The sequence below is a fragment of the Pseudoalteromonas sp. BSi20429 genome, assembly GCF_000238895.1.
Classification (GTDB): Bacteria; Pseudomonadota; Gammaproteobacteria; order Enterobacterales; family Alteromonadaceae; genus Pseudoalteromonas; species Pseudoalteromonas arctica.
In genome coordinates this window covers 170,125-191,641 of the sequence record NZ_BADV01000036.1, presented here as the reverse complement: position 1 = coordinate 191,641, position 21,517 = coordinate 170,125, and the positions used below count along the sequence as shown (strand labels likewise).

Below are 21,517 nucleotides of genomic sequence, written 5' to 3'. Positions count from 1 at the left end.
ATTAAATAATGGTGGAGAGATAGGGATTTGAACCCTAGATGGGCTATAAACCCATGCCGGTTTTCAAGACCGGTGCATTCGACCACTCTGCCATCTCTCCGCACGGCGCGAATAATATGGCTAAATACATAACTTGTAAAGAGCTAAATAGAAATTAATATAAAATATTAACATATTGGATAAAATAGACCCACTTTGTTCTTTTGTTAAGCTCTTCGCTTTAATAAAAGTGTAGTTAATGGACTAAAGTTAAACACATTAATAATATTGTTTAGGTCTACGTGCAATCCAAGAGCAGATTAAACAAGCCAATATACTCAGTGCGGTAAAGGTAACGCCTTGAAAAATTAAATCGAATCGATTTAAATCATCACTTGGTACTACAACAAACATAAAAGCAGGTAGCACACTAAGCGATAAAACGTAGCAACATACTTTAAATGCACGCCCAAAGTCGAAACGTTTGGACTGGTGCATCCACCATGTTAACAACACAAGCATACCCATCGCTGAACCGGCTATAAAGTGTGATGCATTTGTGCTCATTGCAACATACAGTGTTACAAAAGCACCAATGATTCCCCAAATTGACCATGCTAGCCAATTCTCTTTTTCACGTAAAAATAAATTTCCCATAGTTTTCGTCTTCTTTATCGTTATTTTTATTAAGACTTTCCATAATGTATCAAAAAACAACCGATTAAAAAACAAACTGAAGAAGATTTAGTAAATTTAGTGCTTCCAAGCGCTTCTTACAGCCAAACCATTAACTTTTGAATAATACTCTTTGTAACCTTAATGAATTATGACTATGCAAGTTGCGCAAAGTTCATACTATTTCACAAATTACTAAAATAGTTTTCTGGCTTATGGCGAGGCGACTTTTTACAATCGACTTCGGGTGTACCTATATATAAATACCCTACTATTTCATCTTGCTCATGTAAGTTAAGCGCTTTTTTAACCGCGCTACTTTGTGCAAAGTAGCCTGTGCGCCAAACACCGCCTAACCCTTGGGCAAATGCAGCTTGTTGCATCGCTAATACACTACAGCCTGCGCTTTGTACTTGTTCTATTCGAGGAACTTTTGGGTGTTCTTGATATTTAGCAATTGCTATTACAATCATAGGCGCACGAAGGGGAAGCTCTTTAGCACGGTTAATTACTTTTTCTTCTTGTTGCTCTGCCACTGCACTTTGATGGTAAATTTCCCCCAGTTTATTGCGTGCATCACCTTGAGCAACAATGAACTGCCACGGTGCTATACAGCCATGATCAGGAACACGTAATGCTGCTTGCTTAATTATGTCGAGCTGCTCAGGCGTAGGGCCCGGCTCTGTTAGTTTAGAGTCTGATTGGCGGGTAAGTAAAAGCTCGATAGCGTTCATAACGATTCCTCAAAATTCAAAACGCTAGAGTAACATTTAAACCCTTAAAAAATAAATACCGAGAAATTAAAATGCAAAACGGCCGCAAAGGGTTAAGCTATGCGGCCGTTAGTAAAGTAGATTAAATACGTTATTCTTTTACAATATTTCGCCTTAACCAGTAATCTATACTAACAAAACGCCCACCGCCCATAAAAAACAAGCTAAGAAGCATAGCAAAATAAATTGCCGAAAATTCTATACCGTTGTTTAAAATAGACGGCTTGCCCTTTTCGTATAGATAATCAGGAAAACCGTGTTCTTCAACTAAGCCACGAATTTTACCTATTCGGTCTTGTACTTCTAGTGAGTTTTCAAGGCTTTCTTTAGCGCCCGGAATTGATAACCAATCGAGCACTTGCGCAGCACTTGTTTCTGGGTTAGTTGGTGCTATTGCAAACCAACCATTATGCCAATGCACTGAGGTTGCAGCGACAACCATTGTGAACATAAGTGGGATACTGACCAAGCGAGTTAAAAGGCCAAGTAATAAAAACCAACCTCCTAAAAATTCACTCCAGCCAGCTAAAAAAGCTAGTAAGTCAGGAAACGGTAATCCTAAACCCCATTCATTATTACCAAACCATTGAACTACATCTGGAGATGCTAAAAAGTTATCAAAGAAACCTTCTGTCTCACCGCTTATAGCAAGTTTGTTATAACCTGCAATGATCATAACAGGGGCTAAAATCAAGCGAAATAGCAATGCAGGTAAACCATCTAAAAATGATAGTTTACCCAATATTGCATCATAAAGATTGGTTAGTTTATTCATGCGTATCCTGTGTGTTCACTGTTTATTAAGTTATAGACTATAAACAGCAAAGACCGCATGAATTGATAAACTATTTCAATTTATTTACAAAGGTTAAATACTTCTAGCGACCTGAAGTGCTTCAAAAATAGCGCGTTTAGCATCAATAGCTGCAGCTAGTTTAGCTCCGCCTATAACATGTACCTTTGCGTTATCTGTGTAATTTTCTAGCACTTCGTTATTAGAAACCTGGCCAATACAGGCAATAACAGTGTCTACTGGCAGTACTTGAGTTTCACCAGCAACATTAATAGTTAGTCCGCTTTTATCAAAGCTTTGGTATTGGCAATCAGCAATTTGCTTAACGCCATGCTGCTTAGCAACTTGGCGATGTATCCAACCCGTTGTTTTACCAAGCTCGCTACCAAAACGACCCGTACTGCGTTTTAACATATACAATTGACGTTCGTCTTTATGAGGTTGGGCTTCACACTCAATCCCCCATTGCGTTTTAAACTCGCTAATAGTTTGCGATTTATGTTCGCTTAAAAACGCAACCATATCAAAACCTATACCACCGGCACCTAAAATAGCAATTGATTTACCTAGCTCTACTTCGCCGCGTATAACTTCGTCATAAGCAAATACACGCTTATCATCGCTACACTTAATAGAGGCTTCACGCGGCCTAACGCCAGTTGCAAATACGATGTCATCATAGTTTTTAAGCATTGAATCGTCATAAGCTTTACCAAGCTCTACAGTTACTTTTAATCGCTCAAGCTCATTAGTGAAGTAAGTAAGAGTATGGTTAAAGTCTTCTTTACCTGGTATTTGCATAGCTAAATTAAATTGGCCACCCATTTGCGGTTTTTGATCAATTAACGTGACGTTATGCCCTTTTTGAGCCAAGTAACAACTTGCCGATAAACCAGCGGGGCCTGCACCGACTACTAATACGTTTTTAGCTTTGGTTGCTTGCTCTAACGGGTAATCTAGCTCAAATGCAGCTTGTGGATTAACTAAACACGTAGCACGTTTATTTTTAAATACGTGATCTAGACAACCTTGGTTACACCCTATACAAATATTAATTTGCTTAGATTGATTCTTTGCGTATTTATTAAAAAACTCTGGATCGGCAAGTAGCGGCCTTGCCATCGAAATTAAATCAGCCTCGCCTGCCTTTAAAATATCGTTAGCTATTTCTGGAGTATTAATTCGGTTAACAGCAATCACTGGCACGCTCACCACGTCTTTTAAACGTTTTGATGCTTCTTTAAATGCACCTGGCGGCACCATACTCGCAATAGTCGGTACACGCGCTTCGTGCCAACCAATACCTGTGTTAAATATATCAACACCCGCTTTTTCAAGCTCGGTAGCCTGAATAATAACTTCCTCTGGTGTTGAACCGTTTGGGATTAAATCAATAACCGACAATCTAAAAATGATTAAGAATTGCTCAGATACTTTTGCTCTTACAGCTTTAACTATTTCAAGCGCAAGTCGCATTCTATTTTCTAGGCTGCCACCAAATTCATCTTCACGTTTATTAGTATGAGGCGCCATAAATTCATTAATTAAATAACCCTCAGAACCCATCACTTCTACGCCATCGTAGCCAGCTTTTTCAGCCATATAGGCAGAGTGCGCAAAGTCTTTAATTGTTTTTTTAATCGAGCCAAGCGACATCGCTTTAGGTTTATAAGGATTAATAGGTGCTTTTATTGCACTTGGTGCCTGATTGAATGGATGGTACGCATAACGTCCAGCATGTAATAATTGCAAACAAATTTTTCCGCCGTGTTTATGCACAGCATCTGTGTAAGCGCGGTGCTTAAATACATCGTAATAACTATTAAATGAAGATGAAATAGGTGTTAATTTGCCACGTAAATTAGGGCTGTATCCGCCCGTAATTAACATTGCGGTACCGCCTTTTGCACGTGCTTCATAAAATGCACGTAAGCGTTTGCGGTTATGCCATCCCTCTTCAAGGCCTGTATGCATTGAGCCCATCACTAAGCGGTTACGTAATTGTGTGTGTTTTAGTTGTAATTGTTGTTCTAACATCTTGTGCCCCGTTAACTGGTCTAACCTGTATACATTAGCTAATTCTGCTTTAATGGCAAGTAATAAGCAATATGTGCCTTCATTTAATTAAAAAAAGCCATAAAAACATGTATTAATAGCACCTCATAAACACTTCGTTACGATTTAGCAGTTAAATTTATTTTTATTCTAGGCTAAGATGGAACTAATGTATTAACTGTACCAAATTAAGGAGCTATTTTGATAGCAAAGGTATTTAAAGGTATTTGGGCTGGAATTAACTTTTCTCGTCGTTTAATACTCAACATTCTGTTTTTATTACTGGTAATTGTTTTCTTAGTGTCACTCTCAAGTGACGACGATAAAATAATAGTTGAAAATGGCTCTGTTCTTAGGCTTAACCTAAATGGCCCTATTGTTGAAGAAAAAACATACATAGATCCGGTCGAAGCTGCAATTAGTGATGCTACTTCTGGTTCTGAAGCGCCAAGCGAAATATTACTCGACGATATTGTTGAAGTAATAAACGAAGCGACTAAAGACGATCGCATTACGGTGATGCTGCTTGATTTACAAGAAATGCCTAAAGCGCATTTAAACAAACTTAAGCAAATTACCAATGCTATTGATGCATTTAAACAAGCTGGCAAAAAAGTGATTGCATCGGGTTATTACTATACCCAAGCACAATACTATATTGCATCACATGCTGATGAAATAGCTATGCACCCATACGGTAGCGTAGGTATTGAAGGTTACGGCATGTATCCGCTTTACTTTAAAGATGCACTTGAAAAGCTTGAAGTAACGCAGCATATTTTCCGTGTTGGTACATTTAAGTCAGCAGTAGAACCTTTCATTCGGAACGACATGTCTGAAGCAGCCAAAGAAGCTAACCGTGTTTGGTTGGGCGCTCTTTGGAGCGAATACAAACAAGATGTTGCTGCGGTTCGCCCATTTGATGAGTCAAATTTCGACGAGACAATGGACGTATATCTTGAAAAAATGAAAGCTGCCGATGGCGATGCAGGTAAATATGCACTTGACCACCAGTGGGTTGATTCTTTAAAAACAAATCAACAAGTTCGCAAACAGTTAATTGATTTAGTTGGCGCACAAGAAGATGGCAAAACATTTAAGCAAGTTTCATTTCGTGAATACTTAAGCTTGGTTAAACCACCGATTGAATTTGATAACCCTATTACCGAAAAAGTCGCCGTTGTAGTTGCTAAAGGTACAATTGTGGATGGTGAGCGTAAAGCTGGCGAAATTGGTGGCGACTCTACAGCAGCCCTACTTCGTAAAGCACGCCTTGATGACAAAGTTAAAGCGGTTGTACTGCGCATTGATTCAGGTGGCGGTAGTATGTTTGCCTCTGAAGTTATTCGTGCAGAAGTATTAGCGCTTAAAACTGCTGGTAAGCCTGTTATTGCCTCTATGAGCTCTGTAGCTGCATCAGGTGGTTATTGGATTGCCTCTGCTGCAAACGAAATCTGGGCAGCACCGAGTTCTATTACAGGGTCGATTGGTGTGTTTGGTACGTTTATGACATTTGAAAAAACCTTATCTAAGATTGGTGTTTATTCAGATGGCGTTGCAACAACCGAAATGGCTGGTTTTTCTATCACTCGTCCCCTAAACGAAAAAATGGGTCAAGTAATTCAGATGAGCGTTGAAGAAGCATACGGTCGCTTTTTAAATGTTGTCGCTGATGCCCGTAATATGACGCCTGAGCAAGTTGATAAAATTGCCCAAGGCCGCGTATGGATTGCATCTCAAGCACTTGAACTAGGTTTAGTAGACAAACTTGGTGATAAACAAGATGCTATAAAAGCAGCCGCAGCTCTTGCAAAACTTAATCACTATGAAGTTAAAACCATTAAACAAGATTTAAGCTCGCAAGAAAAAATGATTCAAAACATTTTTGGTAACGCCTCTATTAAATCGATGCTTGGTTTACAAACACAAAAAACATCTGTGTTAGCAACGCAAGCTAACTTGCAAAGCGTTATTAACCAATTAAGTACTGAAGTTGAAAACCTTAAAGATTACAACGATCCACAAGGTGTTTATGCACGCTGTTTAGTGTGTAACGTTGCACAATAAAAGTGCATAGCTTTACCTAATCAGCTGTATTTAAAGTTACTTAACGTTATACTAAGCCCAGTTTTTTTACTGGGCTTTTTTTATGAAACGTAAACGCATTTATATCGCTTATACTGGCGGTACTATAGGTATGAAAAAATCGAGTCGAGGTTATATTCCTGCTGAAGGTTTTTTAACAGAAACCGTAGTAAACAACGCAGAGTTTAACCGTGATGAAATGCCTTTGTTTGATATTCACGAATACTGCCCTCTTATAGATTCTTCAGATATGTCTCCCGAGCATTGGCAACTTATTGCTGATGACATTAAAGATAAATACCAAGATTATGATGGTTTTGTTGTGCTTCATGGCACCGATACAATGGCGTATACAGCCTCAGCACTATCGTTTATGTTCGAAAACCTAACTAAACCTGTGATTGTAACTGGCTCACAAATTCCGCTTTCTCAATTACGCTCAGATGGTCAAGTAAACCTTCTGAATGCAATGTATTTAGCGGCAAATTATCCAATTGCAGAAGTAAGTCTATTTTTTAATAACCAACTGTTTAGAGGTAACAGAGCAACTAAAGCCCACGCCGATGGATTTAATGCATTTGCGTCGCCTAATCTTGATCCCTTAGCGTTGTCGGGTATTAGTATTCAACTTATTAAAGGCCAACTTAGTCCTTATGTTGAAAATGAGCTGCAAGTTACCCCTATTACACCTCAACCCATTGGTGTGCTTTATTTATACCCTGGTATTAGTCAAGAAGTGGTTAAAAGCTTAGTTAATGGCAATATTAAAGCCTTGGTGTTGCTTAGTTTTGGTGTAGGTAATGCACCGCAAGATCCTAACTTTTTATCAATACTTGAAGAAGCAAGTAAACGTGGCGTCGTTATTGTTAATTTAACCCAGTGCTTAAAAGGCCATGTAAATATGGGCGGCTATGCAACGGGTAATGCACTGTTAAATATTGGTGTTATTAGTGGATACGATATGACCCTTGAAGCGTGTTTAACTAAATTACATTATTTATTTAGCCAAAAGCTAGAAGTAGAGACGATTCGTCATTTAATGCAAGACAATTTACGTGGTGAATTAAGCCGTTAAATCTCACCGCGCCTAAAATACAAAAGGCACGCTAAATAGCGTGCCTTTATCGTTTTAAACAACTGTTTATTACCTAACTTTAGCGTCGATATCTACTAAGTCAGTTAAATGACATGTTTCACCGCTATGGGTTTTAACGCCGTGCTCACCAAAGTAATCACGCTGGGCTTGAACTAAATGCCCATTACTCGGTGTGGTTAATGTTGCTAAATACGTTTGTGTAGCACCCAATACAGGGAATGCTAAACCAGTCATTATTGCTTGTCCGGTAATTTTGCGCAAAGAGTTAGACTCTTTCTCAAGGGTATCAATAAATTCAACACCTTGTGCAACGCTAACAAGGTAGTCAGCACGAATAATACAACCAGCACGCCACGTTTGAAGCGTTTTAGATAAATCAACTTTCCACTGATGAGTACGTGATGCACCTTTAATTAACGCTAAACCTTGGCGATACGCTAGTAAGCTTGCAAGTAAGAACGCTTCTTTTAGCTCTTCTAAATCAATTTCAACATTGTTAGTTGATTTAGATGCATACGTCATCTCTTGTGCAGCCGTTGTATTACATGCATTAGTTAAATGACGAGCTTGTACAGCAGCAACAAGTGAAGGAACTGCAATACCAAGTTCTAGTGCATTTTGCGCAGTCCAAAGACCAGTACCTTTAGCGCCAACTTTATTATCAATTAAGTCCGCAAGCGGTACATTATTATGATTTTCAAGTGACAATATGTGGCTAGAAATAGACAGTAAGTAGCTATTTAATTGACCTTCTGACCAGTCATTAAATATCTCAGCCACTTCTTTTGGAGAACGATTAGTGCCTAAACGAAGTAATTGGTACACTTCTGCAATAAGTTGCATAAGTGCGTATTCAATACCGTTGTGAACCATTTTTACAAAATGACCACTTGCTGATTGACCAACACGTGCAAAACACGAGTCGCCATTATAGCTAGCAGCTACTTTTTCAAACCATGGCTCAATACGTTCCCAACCACCCTCAGAACCACTTGCCATCATTGCAGGACCATGGCGAGCGCCTTCTGCACCGCCAGAAATTCCCATAGTGGCAAATTCAAATTTATTTTGGTATTTAAGTTTACGCGTTATACCGTCTTTATAATTACTATTACCGCAATCGACAATCATATCGTCACAGTTAACGCCGGCCTCTACAAGTTCATTACAAACTGTATCAACTAACTCACCAGCAGGAACAAGTAATAAAATAGAACGAGGTGCCTCTAAACGCCTTACCATGTCTCTTAAATCAGAGACAATGTGAAGCCTATCAGCCATGCCTTGAGATTTAGCACAACTTAGTAACTCTTCACCCGCATGTGGGTTTTTGTCATAAGCGACTAGCGTTATCCCTTTTTCAATCAAGTTTAGGGCAAGATTTTTTCCCATAACGCCTAACCCTACTAATGCAACTTGCATCTAGTGTCCTCCTCGGTAACAACTATTTGGTTAGAAAATTCAGTGTATAAATTAAATAATACCGCGTGCATTATACTCATACAGTCATAAAATACTAATTATGAGTCAATACAACATGCTTTTTTATTACAGATAAATAAGCTATGTAATTATATCAAACATCAATGGTCTCGGGGTGACTAAAAGCAAAGCTAATTGAAATTAAGATCATTGACGCATTCTGACACCGGTGTCATAATGATGACACAATAGTTTTGTATAAAATAGTGGCAAACCTTTGAAGTTTGCACATAACTAAAATATTTTATTCTAATGTAGATATTTTAAGTCAACAAAATAACGTCAACATGCTTTCACCAAGCAAACAGGAGAAATTGATGCTAAGACGCACGAAAATAGTCGCTACCCTTGGACCTGCTACCGATAGAGATAACAACTTAGAAAAAATTATTATCGCTGGGGCTAATGTAGTACGTTTAAACTTCTCACATGGTGTTGCCCAAGATCATAAAGACCGTGCACAAGCTGTACGCGATATTGCAAAAAGATTAGGCAAGCATATTGCTATCCTTGCTGACCTTCAAGGCCCTAAAATCCGCGTTTCTACTTTTAAAGAAGGTAAAGTAACGCTTGCTGTGGGTGCAAAATTTACCCTTGATGCAAAAATGGAAAAAGGCGAAGGCGACATAAACTCTGTAGGTATTGATTATAAAGAATTACCTAACGATGTAAGCCCTAACGATTTACTACTTCTAAATGACGGCCTTATTCAATTAAGTGTTGATGAAGTAGCTGGGCATTTAGTGCATTGTACAGTCACTGTTGGCGGTGTTTTATCTAACAATAAAGGTATTAACCGTTTAGGTGGTGGCTTAACTGCTCCAGCATTTACTGAAAAAGACAAAGAAGATTTAATAACTGCCGCTGAAATTGACGTAGATTACATTGCCGTATCATTCCCACGTAGTGGCGACGATATGCGCTACGTACGCTCACTTGCTGAAGCAGCTGGTTCAAAAGCACAGTTACTTGCTAAAATTGAACGTGCTGAAGCCGTTGAAACCCAAGAAGCTGTTGATGACATTATTTTAGCGTCTGACGCTGTAATGGTTGCTCGTGGTGATTTAGGTGTTGAAATTGGTGATGCTGCTCTTATGGGCAAGCAAAAACTAATTATTCGTCGTGCTCGTTCATTAAACCGTACTGTAGTAACAGCAACGCAAATGATGGAATCGATGATCGATAACCCTATGCCTACACGTGCAGAAGTTATGGATGTTGCAAATGCTGTTCTTGATGGAACAGATGCTGTAATGCTTTCAGCTGAAACAGCTGCAGGTGATTATCCTGAAGAAACAGTTGCGACTATGGCACGTGTTTGTTTAGGCGCTGAATCGCAAAAAGAAACGCACGTTTCTAAACACCGTTTAGATAGTCGCTTTTCTAACAATGCTGAATCAATTGCGCTTTCTGCTATGTATGCAGCTAATCACTTAGATTCTGTTAAAGCAATTATCACACTTACTGAATCTGGTAGTACGGCTAAATTAATGTCGCGTATCAGCTCAGGCTTACCAATCTACTCGCTTTCACGTCATGCCAGTACATTAGGTCAAACAGCACTTTATCGTGGTGTTTACCCAGTATTTTTTGATTCTACAAAAACTGAAAAAGACGGTATGGTAAAAGCCGCGCTTGATACTTTAGTTTCTCAAGGGTCTTTACAGTCTGGCGATACAGTAATCATTACTCACGGTGACTCAATGGAAACTGTGGGCGCAACTAACACAATGAAAATTGTAACTGTTGCGTAATTAAACGCCGAATATAAAAAATGCGAGCTTAGCTCGCATTTTTTTGTGTCTGTAATAAAAGCGTTGGCTTTAACTTGCTAACGCCGCTTTAACCTTATCTCGGTAGCTACGGCTCACTTTTAATTCTTGGCCATTTTCAAGTACTAATAAATACTCACCACTTACTTGTGTAACCAGTTTACTAATTTGTTTTGTATTTACTATTGCGCTGCGATGTACACGCACAAATAACTGAGGGTCGAGCTCTTGCTCAAGCTCTTTCATTGTTTTACGTAGAATATGCGTTTGTCCGTCTTCACAGTGCAAACACATATAGTCACCTGCTGCATCTACCCATTGGATAGTCGCTACTGGTACACGAATAATTTCACCCTGCTCTTTTACAGCAAGCGATTCTGGGTAACGTCTGTCTGTTAGCATATCGCCAGTGGCTAATTTTTTAAGTATTTCTTCGCAATTGTTACCAGTAATACCGGCTACAAAACTCGCTAGTTTTTTCTTATGGGCGTTGTCTTGCTGCGTTTTTAAGTAGGTATGCACTTTTTCTACCGCCTGTTTTAGTCTGTTATCATCAACGGGTTTTAAAATGTAATCGAGAGCATGAATTTCAAACGCTTTTACAGCAAACTGGTCAAAGGCCGTTACAAATACGATCGCTGGTAATGCTTTTGAGCTTTCGCTAAGGGCTCTTGCTACTTCAAAGCCATTCATACCTGGCATTTGAATATCTAAAAAAACCAAATCAATTTTCTCGCTTTGACACATTTCAATTGCATCAGCGCCTGAACTACACAATTTAATTACTTCAATATCAGAGTATTCTTCGAGCCTTACCGCTAAACCTTTTCGTGCTAACGGTTCATCATCAACAATGAGTGTTTTTATTTTAGTCATTTTTCACAGCCTTCTCAAAAGGTACTCGCAGATTAACTTTTAATCCACTTGGCGTATTATGTGATAATACAAACGAATAATTATTTTCATACAACGTTTTTAATCTATCTTTGGTATTAGCGACACCTACGCCTTGAGCGTTAACTAATTGGCCATCGAGTATGTCAGTACCTGGGCCGTTGTCGCCCACTTCTAGTAATAACTCATTCGCAAATACCTGTGCTTTTATATCAATTACTCCACCTTCTGTTAGATGGGCAATAGCATATTTAATCGCGTTTTCTATAATAGGTTGCAAAATTAAGCTCGGTACTAAAGCCTCTTTAGCTTGCTCGCTTATATCTACATTTACCTTTAATCGCTCATCAAAACGTACACGTTCTATTTCTAAGTAAAGCATGAGCGCATGTAACTCTTGCTCTAGCGGTACTTTCTTTATTGGATCGGTATTTAATGTATAACGTAGAAAGTCACTTAGCCTTGCTACCATTAAGTTAGCATCTTTGTTTTCTTTAACCAAAATTAAAGTAGAAATAGCGTTAAGTGTATTGAATAAAAAATGGGGATTGAGCTGATACCTGAGCATTTTTAGTTGCGCTTCGTGTGCCATAGTTGTGGCCTTTAACGCTTTTTGTCGCTCACTTTGTAATAACTGATAATATTTAACGCCAAAGTACAAACCACTCCAACATAAAATAATATATACAGAATCTAAGCCTTGCTGCAGGTAATAAAACCACTCCTCTGGTCTATAACCATGGCGGTATATTTCCCACAAATTAAATTTTTGAACGACAGCCCATAAAGTACCTGTTACATAAGAGGCACCAAATACCACAATCATTAATACCCAAGGCGAGGCATTCCAAATTTTACGGTAAATATACCTAAGCGGTACTGTCATTAAGCAACCAGCGTAAGCATTTAATAAAATAACAAATACGTATATATCACGCATTTCAAATACTTTAGAGCCAATATAATTTACTAACGCATAACCAATCCAGCCTGCAATTTGCAAAAGCCAAAAAAAGCGCTGTCTGTTATCGACTAAAGATTGCCAGTTCAAAATAGATGTTTACTCCGTATAGTTAAAGACTAATTCCATAAAATAGGCGCTTGTTATTCTTTATTATTTTTACCTATGTAGGGCTAATTTTAATAAAATTAGATAGTCTTATTATATAGATTTATGAGTTTGCATAGCACTACAGCCTACCTTGCTTTTTAATAGTCTTACCGCAAACAAATAGTAGATACACTAAAAAAGCGAAAGGTTATTCACCTTTCGCTTTTTAAATATAAATAGCTTTGTGTAAATTAAGCTAGTTTGTCTGATGCTACTTTGTATGTTGGATCTTCAATCACATTCACTTCAACCAAATCGCGTGCTTTATGCAACAACTGCGTACAGTCTTTACTTAAGTGACGTAAGTGAAGTTGTTTACCTGCTTTTGTATACTTATCAGCAAGTGTGTCAATTGCTTCTATTGCACTGTGATCAGATACGCGGCTATGCTTAAATTCAACAATTACATTTTTAGGGTCATTTTTAACATCAAATAACTCTGCAAAGTTTTTAACTGAACCAAAGAAAAGCGGGCCATGTAACTCATATACTTTAGCGCCTTCTTCATCAATATAGTTAGTTGTGTATATGTGCTTAGCATGCTGCCAAGCAAATACTAATGCAGATACAATAACACCTACACATACTGCAATCGCTAAATCGGTAATAACCGTCACACCCGATACAAGTACTATTACGAAAGCGTCAGATAGAGGCACACGCTTCATCATTTTAAAGCTGGCCCATTCAAACGTACCTAATACAACCATAAACATAACACCAACAAGTGCAGCTAGTGGGATCATCTCAATTAAGCTTGAAGCGAATATGATGAACGCAAGCAACATCAATGCAGCACTTATACCCGATAAGCGAGAACGGCCACCTGAGTTAATGTTGATCATTGATTGACCAATCATTGCACAACCACCCATAGCACCAAACATACCACAAGTAATATTTGCAGCACCTTGGCCTATACACTCTTTATTACTATGACCGCGAGTTTCTGTAATCTCGTCAATTAAACTAAGCGTTAATAATGATTCAATTAAACCAATAGCCGCTAAAATAAGTGCATAAGGAAAAATAATTTGTAGCGTTTCGAAAGTAAACGGTACCATAGGAATATGAAATTGAGGTAAACCGCCTGCAATTGTTGCAGCTTCGTCGCCTGTCATTCCTTTCAAGAAATCAACTACAGTATGCGCCTCTAAATCCAAACCAATAACTAAAGCGGTCACTGTAATAATAGCGACTAATGTAGAGGGTACAGCCGTTGTTAATTTAGGTAAAAACTGAATAATAGCCATGGTTAAAGCCACTAAACAAAGCATAATATATAACGGGTTACCCGTCATCCATTCTTGTCCGCCCATACCATCAGGCACTTTAAATTGTCCTAACTGAGCAAGAAAAATAACAATAGCTAAGCCGTTTACAAAACCAAGCATTACCGGATGAGGAACCATGCGGATAAACTTACCGAGTTTAAATACACCCGCGAGTATCTGCAGTATGCCCATGAGCAATACGGTCGCAAATAAATACTCAACACCATGATCAAGCACTAAACTTACCATAACAACAGCTAGTGCACCGGTTGCACCTGAAATCATACCAGGGCGGCCACCAAATATAGCCGTGATTAAACCAACGATAAACGCGGCATATAGACCAACTAAAGGTTCTACATTTGCAACAAAGGCAAACGCAACAGCTTCTGGCACCAAGGCTAGCGCCACAGTTAATCCAGATAGAATATCGTTTTTAGCAGAGCTAGGCGCCCTACTGAGTAAGTTAAACATTGAGTTCCTCAAATGGTGTAATGGGTATCAAAAAAAGCGCTAAATTCTACCAAATTAGCGCTCAGTTAACAATTGTCATTATGTGGTTAAACTAAACTAAAAGAGGTTTAGCTTTTAAAAGAAGTGCTTTTATAAAGGGAGGGAAGTACTACGTTTTACACATGTCATTGTTACATTAGAATGTACTTCTTGTACATATTCTAAGCTTAGTAAATTATCGCGTACAAAGTGCTCATAACCTTCTATGCCTTGTGAAATTATGCGTAGCATAAAGTCCATTGTTCCAGCCATGGTGTAACACTCTGTTACTTGATCATAACTCATTATAAGTTTTTCAAATTCAGCAAGGTTCTTTTTACCGTGATTTGATAAACGCACATGTGCATATACAAGCATATCAAAGCCAAGTTTTTTCTCATCTAAAAGAGCCACTTTGCTTTTTATATAACCATCTTGCTCTAGCTTGGCAATTCGACGCCAGCATGGAGATTGAGACAAGCCTACTTTATCAGCAATTTCTGCGGTTGATAAACTAGCATCTTGTTGTAAAAGTGCCAATATTTGGCGATCTACGTGATTTAGAGACATTTTATTTCTTATTTATCAAATAAACTGGTTAAATTATACAACCATTTTAAAACTCAGTCTGCTTATTTTTAATTTTTATGCAGTTTGCCAAACTTCAAATAAGTAACTTAACCAAACTTACCACTCAAAAAAGGATTTGTTTGTTTTTCAAATCCAACCGTAGTGTCGCTCCCATGCCCTGCCAATATTTTAGTATTATCAGGTAAGGTTAGAATATGCGTCTTAATCGACTCTATAAGTTGTTCGCTGTTCCCCTTAGGGAAATCAGTTCGCCCTACTGAGCCTTTAAAAATAACATCACCTACAATAACGCATTCATAGTCTTGTTGATAAAACACAATATGACCAGGTGTATGCCCTGGGCAATGCTTCACTAAAAAGCTAAGTTTACCTACGCTAACGGTGTCGTTATGGTTTAGCCAAATATCCGGATAAAAAGGCTCAATGGGTTTAAACCCGAACATTTGTGCTTGCATAGGTAAGTTTTCAAACCAGAAGCACTCATCTTTTTGTGGGCCAATAATTTGTACGTTAAATTGATTACGTAAAATATCAGCCCCACCCACATGATCTAAATGCCCGTGCGTTAACCAAATAGCACTTAATTCTAGTTTATGCTCATTAAGGGCTGCTACTATTTTATTAGGGTCGCCACCTGGGTCTATGACTACGGCTTGTTTAGTTTCACTACACCAAATAATACGACTATTTTGTGCAAATGCAGTGACGGGTATGGTTATAATTTGCATATTAGATTTCTTTACTTTTTTGATCCGGGATAACAACTTCTTCTTCAAATGACATCAATATTGGGTACTTTAAGTACGCTTGATCATAAAATGGACTTTGCTCATATAACCAGTTTAATCTCGCATCAGCGTCGCTTGCGAACGATTTATCTTTAAGCTTTTCATCAAACTTAAGCGCTAGCTTTGGATTGTCCTTTAGCATTTGGCGTGCAAACGGAATTAGTGCATAGTTTTCCATGTACTCAGTACGCTGAAAAATAGTATTAAATTCCCCCCATGCAAAAAACGAATCTGGTGCTTCAGGGTGCAATAAATGCACAGCAAGCTCACCTGCTTTTTGTTGAGTATTGACTTGATACCAACCATCTAAATCTACATTTATAGCAGGGACATAATCAAAACTTGCTGACACTCTAAAACGGCCTTCAAATGGTGCTTTATCAAACGTGTAGTCTGCCACCTTTGCTACTTTTAAAGGCTGTGTGTTTGCCCCTTCAAGTTTATTAATAGAGACACCATGTAACTTTAGTTTCTTAATAATATTGCGATATACAGGCGGAATAAAAAAAGCTTTAGGTACTTCAACTGTATGTTGTACATCTTTTTGCCAATAAATAGGTAAGTCGGTATATGTATGTGCTTTACCCAAATACTTCACTTCATTTTGGCCTGAGAGCGCATTCATGCTTGATGAATACTCAATACCTTTAAACTGCGCAATCGTATCAGCTTGCTTGGAATAGCCACGCTTTACTATTAACTGTTTAGGAACAAATTCCTGTTCTTTTTTTACTGCATTAGCTAATTCATGACTGTGCTTTGATAGCGCAGTAATAGCACCATCTAAAAATACGTAAGTTCCTAATACACGTTGCTTGTAAGGCTTCAATGAATGATTTTCAACTAAAATAGTCGGTAATGACTTTAAATCACCCCAACCATTTGAAAAGCGCGGCGTAGCAACCCATCCCGCTAATCCTTTTTTAAAGTCGCGCTTGTCCATAACAAAAACAAGTGGCCCTGGCATGTGCCCTTGCTTAGCTAGCGTATCGTCAATCAGAGGCTTAAAAAACTGGTTTAGTGCATCAGATACCGCAGGCGACTCGCTTGAAAATACCGGATTGTAGCCATAAGTCACATCGTATTGGTAATCTGCGCCGTCGGTTACGTGTACATCAATGTATAAATTTGGGTTGTAGTCGTTAATAACCTTTAGAACACTTCTAACTTCTGGGGTATCTAATTTAGTAAAATCACGATTTAAATTAAGGTTATTAGCATTTGTTCTAAAGCCCATTTTTGTAGGGCCCCGTTGATTGATGCGATTGAATGCACTGCTACGTTCGTGTCCATCTACATTTAAAATAGGAATAAATAATATGTTTACCTTTTTTAAAATGTCACGGCGCTTACCCGTCGCTATATCTCTAAGCAACATAAACATGGCATCTTTACCGTCTATTTCACCAGAATGTATTCCTGCCTGAATAAAAATAGTTGGCTTAGTGCTATTAGCCATTTGCCTTGCTTCAAAAAAACCTTGTTCACTGGCAATCAACATTTTTATTGCACGCTTGCTATTACTATAGCCAATGGTTTGAGATTGAAACTGAGTAGGGTTTGCAGCAACTAACCTATCAACAAATGCCATTGTATTTGCATAATCTGGCGACGCTTCACCTGCTGACAGCTCAAAATCTGTAGTTAACGGCCCTTGTTTTTGTAAAAGCTCTACGCTTTTCCCCTGCCACTCAATTAATGGAGGTAAGTGTGCGTCATACGCCACACTTGCAGATAAAACTAGTAAACTTGCAAACATAAAATTCTCTAACAAACGCCTTAATTATATAAATTATATCAACTAAATTTTTTATAATGAGGAAACTGCGGTGATTCAACAAAAAAATGCAGCCAATTACATGTCACTCATTCACACCTGTCTTTTAAGGCTATATAACGTTATTAATGTACAGTAATTCATTACATTACTATTTATACCAACTCGTAAAAATACTTAATCAATTTAAAGGATTACATCTGACGCTAACAGCGCCAAAAATGTCTGATATACGTCCGCATGGATCCAGGAAAGTGAGTAATGATGGAGCAATTGCCAAGAACAACTAAATAGTGAATTTCGCCCTGCTCTAACGTATCTTTTTATCGATAAATAGAGCTAATATAAGCAGATGGGTATTAATTTGAAAAAGCCGATTTAGCTCAGCTATAAAAAAGTGTAAGTTATTAAATTACAGGCACAAAAAAAGGAGCCATAGGCTCCTTTTTTAATACTTATATGAAAAAGCTTAAGCGGCTAGGCCTTCTTTTGCTTTTTCTACAAGCGCTGCGAATGCAACTTGATCATAAACAGCGATATCTGCAAGGATCTTACGATCGATTTCTACAGATGTCTTTTTAAGACCATTGATAAAACGGCTGTAAGACAGACCATTTTGACGTGAAGCAGCATTGATACGTGCAATCCATAATTGACGGAAAGTACGTTTCTTCGCACGACGGTCACGGTAAGCGTATTGACCCGCTTTAGTAACAGCCTGGAAAGCTACGCGGTAAACACGTGAACGTGCTCCGTAGTAACCTTTTGCTTGTTTTAAAACTTTTTTGTGACGTGCACGTGCGACAACGCCGCGTTTAACTCTTGCCATTTCTAAAAACCCCTATTAAGCGAACGGTAACATACGTGAAACTAGACCATGGTCATTTTTATGAACCATCATCTTAGGACGTAGGTGTAACTTACGCTTAGAAGTTTTCTTAGTCAGAATATGACGAAGATGCGCTTGTTTACGCTTGAAACCGCCAGAAGCAGTCTTTTTGAAACGCTTAGCAGCGCCACTGTGACTTTTTAGCTTATAAGCCATTGCAATAACTCCAAATTGTATTGCTTTTAAATTAGTAAGCAGGCGTGAGATATATTTCTATAGCTCCACTTTTAGGCCTAACTTACTGCCATGTTCCGGTGAAGACCCAGCATAAATGCCGCAATCTTACTTTAATACCGGTTAACTCAGGTGAATATTCGCATATTACTTGCAGACCTGAGCTAATTTCGGTGCGTATTATCGCTTAAAAATTATTTTTTAGCAACAGGCGCCATCATCATAACCATTTGGCGACCTTCAACACGATTTGGGAAAGACTCAACTACTGCAAGTTCTTCTAAATCGGCTTTGATACGGTTTAATAATTCTATACCAATTTCTTGGTGAGCCATTTCACGACCACGGAAGCGGATAGTAATCTTAGCTTTATCGCCAGCTTCTAAGAACTTACGTAAGTTGCGAAGCTTAACCTGATAATCACCTTCATCCGTACCAGGACGGAATTTGATTTCTTTTATCTGGATTTGCTTTTGCTTCTTCTTCTGCTCTTTTAGTTCTTTGCTTTTTTCAAAGATGAACTTACCGTAATCCATGATTCTACAAACAGGCGGCTCAGCGTTTGGACTGATCTCAACAAGATCAACACCCGCTGCATCGGCCATAGTTTGCGCGTCTTGTAATGACTGAATTCCAGCTTGTTCGCCTTCAATGTCAATTAAACGAACTTCTTGCGCTGTAATTTCTTCGTTAATACGATTTTTTTGAGCTGTTTGTTGCCCTTTCTTGCCGCCTCTAATAGTACGTTCCTCCAAGAATATCAATAATATAAGCGTGTAATTGGCTGTTTGTTAATGCCTTACACGCTCGATTTTTACTGTCGATTTTTAATTTCTTCGCTAATTTTAGCTACAAAATCATCGACATTAAATTTGCCTAGGTCTTCACCTGTGCGAGTACGCACTGCTACTTCTTGTTGTTCAACTTCTTTATCGCCAACAACAAGCAAGTATGGAATACGCTTCAATGTATGCTCACGGATTTTAAAGCCAATCTTCTCATTTCTCAAGTCAGCAGCGGCTCTAATTCCAAGTTTATTTAATTTTTGTACAACTTCTTTAACATAAGGAGCCTGTTTATCGGTAATATTCATAATTACCACTTGCTTTGGCGCAAGCCACGTCGGGAATAAACCAGCGTACTCTTCAGTTAAAATGCCAATAAAGCGTTCAATAGAACCTAAAATAGCACGATGTATCATTACAGGTGTACGACGTTCGTTATTTTCTGCTACATAAGTAGCGCCTAAACGACCCGGTAATGCAAAGTCTAATTGCACTGTACCACACTGCCACGCTCTGTCTAAACAATCGTATAAAGTAAATTCAATCTTTGGACCATAAAACGCGCCTTCACCCGGAAGATAATCAAATTCAATATCGTTTAGCTTAAGTGCTTCGGCTAAAGCAAGCTCTGCTTTATCCCACATATGGTCTTCACCAATGCGTTGTTCTGGGCGAGTAGATAGCTTAACTACAATCTTCTCAAATCCGAATGTTTCATATGTATCATAAACCATCTTAATACACGCTGAAACTTCGTCCATTATCTGCTCTTCGGTACAGAAAATGTGAGCATCATCTTGTGTAAAGCCACGTACACGCATTAAACCGTGTAGTGCACCTGATGGTTCATTACGATGACAACAACCAAATTCAGCCATACGAAGTGGTAAATCACGGTACGATTTTAAACCCTGGTTAAAGATCTGCACATGTCCTGGGCAGTTCATTGGTTTAATCGCGTATTCACGCTTTTCAGACTCAGTGGTAAACATTGCTTCTGAATATTTTTCCCAGTGACCTGATTTTTCCCAAAGTGAACGGTCCATCATCATTGGACCTTTTACTTCTTCGTACTCATATTCGCGTAACTTTTCACGTACAAATTCTTCAAGCTCGCGGTAAATGCTCCAACCATCGTTGTGCCAAAATACCATGCCTGGCGCTTCTTCTTGCCAATGCCATAAATCAAGCGCTTTACCAATACGGCGGTGATCGCGTTTTTCAGCTTCTTCAAGGCGTTTTAAATACGCTTTAAGTTGCTTTTTATCGCCCCACGCTGTGCCGTAAATGCGTTGTAGCATTTTGTTTTCTGAATCACCACGCCAATATGCACCCGCAACTTTCATTATTTTGAAGTTTTGGCAAAATTTCATGTTAGGAACGTGAGGTCCACGACACATGTCTACATATTCTTCGTGATGATATAACCCTGGGCGGTCATCTTTAGCGATGTTTTCGTCCAGAATTTCTATTTTGTATGTTTCGCCACGCGCTTCAAATGTATCGCGTGCTTCTTGCCAGCTTACTGTTTTTTTCACTACGTCGTAGTTGGTTTTTGCAAGTTGCAACATACGCTTTTCAATTGCTTCAAGATCATCTTGTGATAATGAATGTTCCATATCGATATCGTAGTAAAAACCGTTATCAATGGTAGGACCAATTGCCATTTTCGCGTCTGGGAAAAGTTGCTTAACTGCATGACCAATTAAGTGAGCACAAGAGTGACGAATGATTTCAAGGCCGTCATCGTCTTTAGCGGTAATGATCTCAAGACGAGAGTCTTCACTAATTAAATCACATGCATCAACACGGTCGCCATTAACACGACCCGCAATGGTCGCTTTAGCTAAACCAGGGCCAATATCGTTTGCAACATCAAGCGTGCTTACAGGGTTTTCAAAACTACGTTGACTTCCGTCTGGAAGAGTAATAACTGGCATTATAAATCCTTGCTACAGTGGTGACACCTACAATGTATCACGTGTATTTTTAATAAATTAAATGAGAATGACTCGACAACGCTTTTACGAAT

18 protein-coding genes and 1 tRNA gene are annotated in these 21,517 nt (G+C 38.6%); 3 read left to right on the top strand and 16 right to left on the bottom strand.

The window, feature by feature from the left end:
* Window positions 1–9: 9 nt before the first annotated feature.
* The 5 genes from P20429_RS11195 to P20429_RS11215 form a co-directional block, all read right to left on the bottom strand.
* Window positions 10–100 (bottom strand) — tRNA-Ser (locus P20429_RS11195).
* 158 nt (window positions 101–258) lie between these two features.
* A complete protein-coding gene (locus P20429_RS11200) occupies window positions 259–636 on the bottom strand; it encodes a hypothetical protein (RefSeq protein WP_007582705.1) in 378 nt (125 codons plus the stop codon).
* Between the two features lie 203 nt (window positions 637–839).
* Complete coding sequence (locus P20429_RS11205; RefSeq protein ID WP_007582703.1) at window positions 840–1,388, bottom strand: NAD(P)H nitroreductase; 549 nt, start codon at window positions 1,386–1,388, stop codon at window positions 840–842.
* A 130-nt stretch (window positions 1,389–1,518) separates the two neighbouring features.
* Window positions 1,519–2,202, bottom strand: a complete 684-nt coding sequence (locus P20429_RS11210; protein WP_007582701.1) for a DoxX family protein — start codon at window positions 2,200–2,202, stop codon at window positions 1,519–1,521.
* A 93-nt stretch (window positions 2,203–2,295) separates the two neighbouring features.
* Window positions 2,296–4,257 carry an FAD-dependent oxidoreductase gene (locus P20429_RS11215; RefSeq protein ID WP_007582698.1) on the bottom strand — a complete coding sequence of 654 codons (1,962 nt, stop codon included), beginning with the start codon at window positions 4,255–4,257 and terminating at the stop codon, window positions 2,296–2,298.
* A 219-nt stretch (window positions 4,258–4,476) separates the two neighbouring features.
* Here P20429_RS11215 and sppA point away from each other — a divergent pair, with 219 nt between their 5' ends.
* Window positions 4,477–6,342 carry a signal peptide peptidase SppA gene (gene sppA, locus P20429_RS11220; RefSeq protein ID WP_007582695.1) on the top strand — a complete coding sequence of 622 codons (1,866 nt, stop codon included), beginning with the start codon at window positions 4,477–4,479 and terminating at the stop codon, window positions 6,340–6,342.
* A gap of 82 nt (window positions 6,343–6,424) precedes the next feature.
* Window positions 6,425–7,435, top strand: a complete 1,011-nt coding sequence (gene ansA, locus P20429_RS11225; protein ID WP_007582693.1) for an asparaginase — start codon at window positions 6,425–6,427, stop codon at window positions 7,433–7,435.
* 69 nt (window positions 7,436–7,504) lie between these two features.
* On the opposite strand, the gene gndA is transcribed toward ansA, so the two are convergent.
* Window positions 7,505–8,878, bottom strand: a complete 1,374-nt coding sequence (gene gndA, locus P20429_RS11230; RefSeq protein WP_007582691.1) for an NADP-dependent phosphogluconate dehydrogenase — start codon at window positions 8,876–8,878, stop codon at window positions 7,505–7,507.
* A gap of 377 nt (window positions 8,879–9,255) precedes the next feature.
* Here gndA and pyk point away from each other — a divergent pair, with 377 nt between their 5' ends.
* On the top strand, window positions 9,256–10,692 hold the full coding sequence (pyk, locus tag P20429_RS11235; protein ID WP_007582689.1) for a pyruvate kinase: 1,437 nt from the start codon (window positions 9,256–9,258) through the stop codon (window positions 10,690–10,692).
* A 69-nt stretch (window positions 10,693–10,761) separates the two neighbouring features.
* Here the strand turns inward: pyk and P20429_RS11240 are convergent, their stop codons facing one another.
* The 10 genes from P20429_RS11240 to thrS all read right to left on the bottom strand — a co-directional run bounded on the left by P20429_RS11240 (window position 10,762) and on the right by thrS (window position 21,425).
* The gene (locus P20429_RS11240) at window positions 10,762–11,586 is read right to left on the bottom strand and encodes a LytTR family DNA-binding domain-containing protein (RefSeq protein WP_007582688.1); all 825 of its coding nucleotides are present in this window, start codon (window positions 11,584–11,586) and stop codon (window positions 10,762–10,764) included.
* Window positions 11,579–12,655, bottom strand: a complete 1,077-nt coding sequence (locus P20429_RS11245; RefSeq protein ID WP_007582687.1) for a sensor histidine kinase — start codon at window positions 12,653–12,655, stop codon at window positions 11,579–11,581. Before P20429_RS11245 ends, P20429_RS11240 begins: the two co-directional genes overlap by 8 nt.
* A 251-nt stretch (window positions 12,656–12,906) precedes the next feature.
* Window positions 12,907–14,463 (bottom strand): SulP family inorganic anion transporter, encoded by a 1,557-nt coding sequence (locus tag P20429_RS11250; RefSeq protein ID WP_007582686.1) that lies wholly within the window; start codon window positions 14,461–14,463, stop codon window positions 12,907–12,909.
* Between the two features lie 129 nt (window positions 14,464–14,592).
* A complete protein-coding gene (locus tag P20429_RS11255) occupies window positions 14,593–15,051 on the bottom strand; it encodes an Lrp/AsnC family transcriptional regulator (RefSeq protein WP_007375323.1) in 459 nt (152 codons plus the stop codon).
* Between the two features lie 107 nt (window positions 15,052–15,158).
* Window positions 15,159–15,800, bottom strand: a complete 642-nt coding sequence (locus P20429_RS11260) for an MBL fold metallo-hydrolase (protein ID WP_007582685.1) — start codon at window positions 15,798–15,800, stop codon at window positions 15,159–15,161.
* Between the two features lies 1 nt (window position 15,801).
* Window positions 15,802–17,619 (bottom strand): M14 family metallopeptidase, encoded by a 1,818-nt coding sequence (locus P20429_RS11265; RefSeq protein WP_007582684.1) that lies wholly within the window; start codon window positions 17,617–17,619, stop codon window positions 15,802–15,804.
* A 487-nt stretch (window positions 17,620–18,106) separates the two neighbouring features.
* The gene (gene rplT, locus P20429_RS11270) at window positions 18,107–18,466 is read right to left on the bottom strand and encodes a 50S ribosomal protein L20 (RefSeq protein ID WP_002960711.1); all 360 of its coding nucleotides are present in this window, start codon (window positions 18,464–18,466) and stop codon (window positions 18,107–18,109) included.
* A 15-nt stretch (window positions 18,467–18,481) separates the two neighbouring features.
* Entirely contained in the window at window positions 18,482–18,682 is a 201-nt protein-coding gene (gene rpmI / locus P20429_RS19410; RefSeq protein WP_002960713.1) for a 50S ribosomal protein L35, read from the bottom strand.
* A 212-nt stretch (window positions 18,683–18,894) separates the two neighbouring features.
* A complete protein-coding gene (gene infC, locus P20429_RS11275) occupies window positions 18,895–19,455 on the bottom strand; it encodes a translation initiation factor IF-3 (RefSeq protein WP_002960714.1) in 561 nt (186 codons plus the stop codon).
* Between the two features lie 59 nt (window positions 19,456–19,514).
* Entirely contained in the window at window positions 19,515–21,425 is a 1,911-nt protein-coding gene (thrS, locus tag P20429_RS11280) for a threonine--tRNA ligase (RefSeq protein ID WP_007582683.1), read from the bottom strand.
* Window positions 21,426–21,517 lie beyond the last annotated feature (92 nt).